Here is a 2845-nt window from a genome sequence, read left to right as displayed (position 1 = left end):
GAGCGCATGGTCGACGAGCGGACCGGCAACAAGTACGACGCCAAGACCGACACGGCCGCCGACGCGGTACGGCGTTCCTACCGGGACGGCGGCGGCACGCAGCGCTGATTCGCTGGCCCGGTAGCGGGCAGACCCCGCTCAGCCGTGGGCGCCGGCCCGGCCGACGACGTAGCTGAACACGCCCGCCCCGACGCGCACCACCCGCACCCGCACCGCGTGTGCGGGTTCCGGGCGCGGGCAGACGCGCAGACCGTCCCCGTCGGGGCTGGCCCGCAGGTCGCGCAGGCTCCCCAGCGGCCCGGCGGGGTGCTCGCCGTCCGGCCCGACCAGGGCCTTCCAGGCGGCCTCCTTCGCGGAGAACAGATGCGTCACCGACCAGGCCTGCGCACCCGCACCGAGCAGCGCCTCCTCGTCCGCGCGCAGCACCAGGCGGGCCGCGCCGCGGGGGAGGGGACGCAGCTCCAGGTCGCAGCCGAGCGGCAGGTCCCGGCCCGGGGCGCGGGCAACCGCGACGGCGATCCCGGCACTGTGCGAGATCGACGCCGCCCGGCCCGGCGGGAACACCGGCAGCCGCCCCGACCTGGGAATCTCCCCGCACTCCAGCCCTACCGCGCGCAGCGCCCGCCGGGCGGCCCGGCGTCCGGCCAGGAACTCCAGCCGGCGCTTCGGCGGCATCGACGTTGCTGCGGCCGCCTCGGCGGGCCCGGCCGGTTCCGGCCCCGGCTCGCAGACGGCCGCGACGCCCAGCCCGAGCCCGGCGGCGGCCAGCAGCGGACGCAGCGCCGTCACCTCACCGCCCGCCGCCCCCGCGCACTCGTCATCCGCGGCCCGGACGGGCCCTCGGCCCGCCGTCCGCCCGGGGGCATCACCTGCCGCCCGCCCGGCCTCACCGCCCGCCGCGCCCGAGGACTCCCGACCGTTCCGGGCCGGGCAGGACGTCTCCGTCCCGACCCGGTCCGCGCGGGGCGTGGGGTCATCGGCGCCCGCCGTGCGCGTCACACCCGCAGCAGCTTCTTGACGATCTTCCCGGCGGGGTTGCGCGGCACCTGCTCGATGAACTCCACCCGCCGCGGGCGCTTGTACGGCGCGAGCAGCCCCGCGACATGCGCGAGCAGCGCCGCCGCGCCCGCCTCCGTGCCCGGTTCCAGGGCGACGTACGCGAGCGGCACCTCGCCGTAGTCCTCGTCGGGCATCCCGACGACCGCCGCGTCCCGGACCGCCGGATGGGTCATCAGGGCGCGCTCGATCTCCGAGGGGTAGACGTTCTGGCCCGCGCGGATGATGACGTCCTTGGTGCGGTCCACCAGGCTGATGCGGCCCTCGTCGTCGACGAAACCGAGGTCACCCGTCCTGATCCACCCGTGGAGGGTGATCTCGGCGGTGGCCTCCGGGTCGTTCCAGTAGCCCTGCATGACGCCCGGCCCGCGCACCACGATCTCGCCGATCTCGCCGCGCGGCACCTGGCGGCCGTCCTCGTCCACCGCGCGGGCGGACATGCCCGGGACGACCCGGCCGCAGGGGATGCGGGCGGTGACGTCCCCGGGGGCGGGGTGCTCGTCGGGACCGAGCGTGACGAACGGACCGCCCACCTCGGTCATGCCGTACACCTGCCGGAAGCCGCAGTCGAGCCGCCCGACCGCGTCGGCGTAGACGTCGAGCGGCATGGGGGCGGCGCCGTACAGGATCTCCCGCAGGGAGGACAGGTCGGTGCGGTGGGAGCCCTTGGCCTGGAGCATGAAGCGCAGCATCTGCGGCACCAGCCACATGTGCGTGGCCCGGTGCCGCTCCACCGCGGACAGCGCCCGCTGCGGAGTGAAGCCGGGCATCAGCACGACCGTGGCACCGGCCGCCAGGTAGGTCAGGGACACGACCATGCTGCCGTGGTACAGCGGGCAGCAGTTGACCATGACGATGCCGTCGGTGGGGCGGGCCATCACCAGCCAGCCGAGGGCGATCGCCCGGAACGACCCGCTGTCGACGGTCACCCCCTTGGCCTGCCCGGTGGTCGCCGAGGTGTGCAGGACGGCGATCGGGTCGGTGTCGGCGACCCGCGGCAGCTCCCGCGCCCCGGCCAGGGTGCCCAGCGCCGCGAAGGCGGGCTTGTCCAGCGCCAGCCGGATCCGCACCGACGCGGGCAGCTGGGGGTGCCGGTCCAGCAGTTCCGTCTCCCCGATGACGGCCACCGCGCCGACGCGTTCCACGATCCCGGCGACCTCGGGCTCGGCCAGGCTGTGGTTCAGCGGCACGAACAGCGCGCCGAGCCGGGCCAGCGCGAAGTAGCTCTCCAGGACCTCGATCCGGTCCTTGGCGAGCACGGCGACCCGGTCACCCCGCTCGATGCCCAGCTCGGCCAGCCCGTACGCCAGTTCCAGCGTGCGGTCGTGCAACTGGGCCCAGGTGACGCTGCGTTCCTCGTCGGCCAGGGCGGTCCGGTCGGGCCAGCACTGGCGGTTGCGTTCCAGCAGCTGCGTCAGCCACATCACGCACCGCCGCTCGCGCCGGCGACCGTGCGCTCGGCCACGAAACGTTCGTAGTCGGCGATGGTGCGCAGCTCCTGCATGTCCTCGGCGGTGATCTCCACGCCGAGCCGCTGCTCCACGAGCAGCACGAGACGCACCAGATCCCCGGAGTCGATGCCGCTGTCGGCCAGGGCGACGTCGTCGCCGACCTGGTCGGCGTACTCGGCCGTACCGGTGAGTTCGACCAGCAACTCCCTGATGGTGCTCATGGTTTCCCCTTTCGCCTCGGCGTGTGGGCCGCCGCGCGATGTACGACTGTCACCCCCTGAAGAGGCGCACGGGGCCGGGCCGCACTCCCCGGACCGGCCCGTGACAAAGCTCACGGG

At 74.8% G+C, this 2845-nt stretch carries 4 protein-coding genes; 1 reads left to right on the top strand and 3 read right to left on the bottom strand.

Annotated features, from left to right (window positions below):
• The first annotated feature begins 6 nt into the window (after positions 1-6).
• Positions 7-108, top strand: a complete 102-nt coding sequence (locus ACWD1Z_RS37035; RefSeq protein WP_451125265.1) for an Rv0909 family putative TA system antitoxin — start codon at positions 7-9, stop codon at positions 106-108.
• Positions 109-138: 30 nt separating this feature from the next.
• Here the strand turns inward: ACWD1Z_RS37035 and ACWD1Z_RS37030 are convergent, their stop codons facing one another.
• From ACWD1Z_RS37030 to ACWD1Z_RS37020, 3 genes are read right to left on the bottom strand one after another with little or no spacing between them, the layout of a single operon-like run.
• Positions 139-999, bottom strand: coding sequence for an enterobactin synthetase (locus ACWD1Z_RS37030; RefSeq protein WP_451125263.1), 861 nt, complete (start codon positions 997-999; stop codon positions 139-141).
• Complete coding sequence (locus ACWD1Z_RS37025) at positions 996-2480, bottom strand: class I adenylate-forming enzyme family protein (protein WP_451125261.1); 1485 nt, start codon at positions 2478-2480, stop codon at positions 996-998. The genes ACWD1Z_RS37030 and ACWD1Z_RS37025 overlap by 4 nt, the downstream gene beginning before the upstream one ends.
• Entirely contained in the window at positions 2480-2728 is a 249-nt protein-coding gene (locus ACWD1Z_RS37020; protein ID WP_451125259.1) for an acyl carrier protein, read from the bottom strand. The genes ACWD1Z_RS37025 and ACWD1Z_RS37020 overlap by 1 nt, the downstream gene beginning before the upstream one ends.
• Between the last annotated feature and the right edge of the window lie 117 nt (positions 2729-2845).

The sequence above is a fragment of the Streptomyces sp. NPDC002784 genome (genome assembly GCF_053592135.1).
Note: the sequence above shows the minus strand (reverse complement) of the source record. Positions and strands in the feature narration are given on the sequence as shown.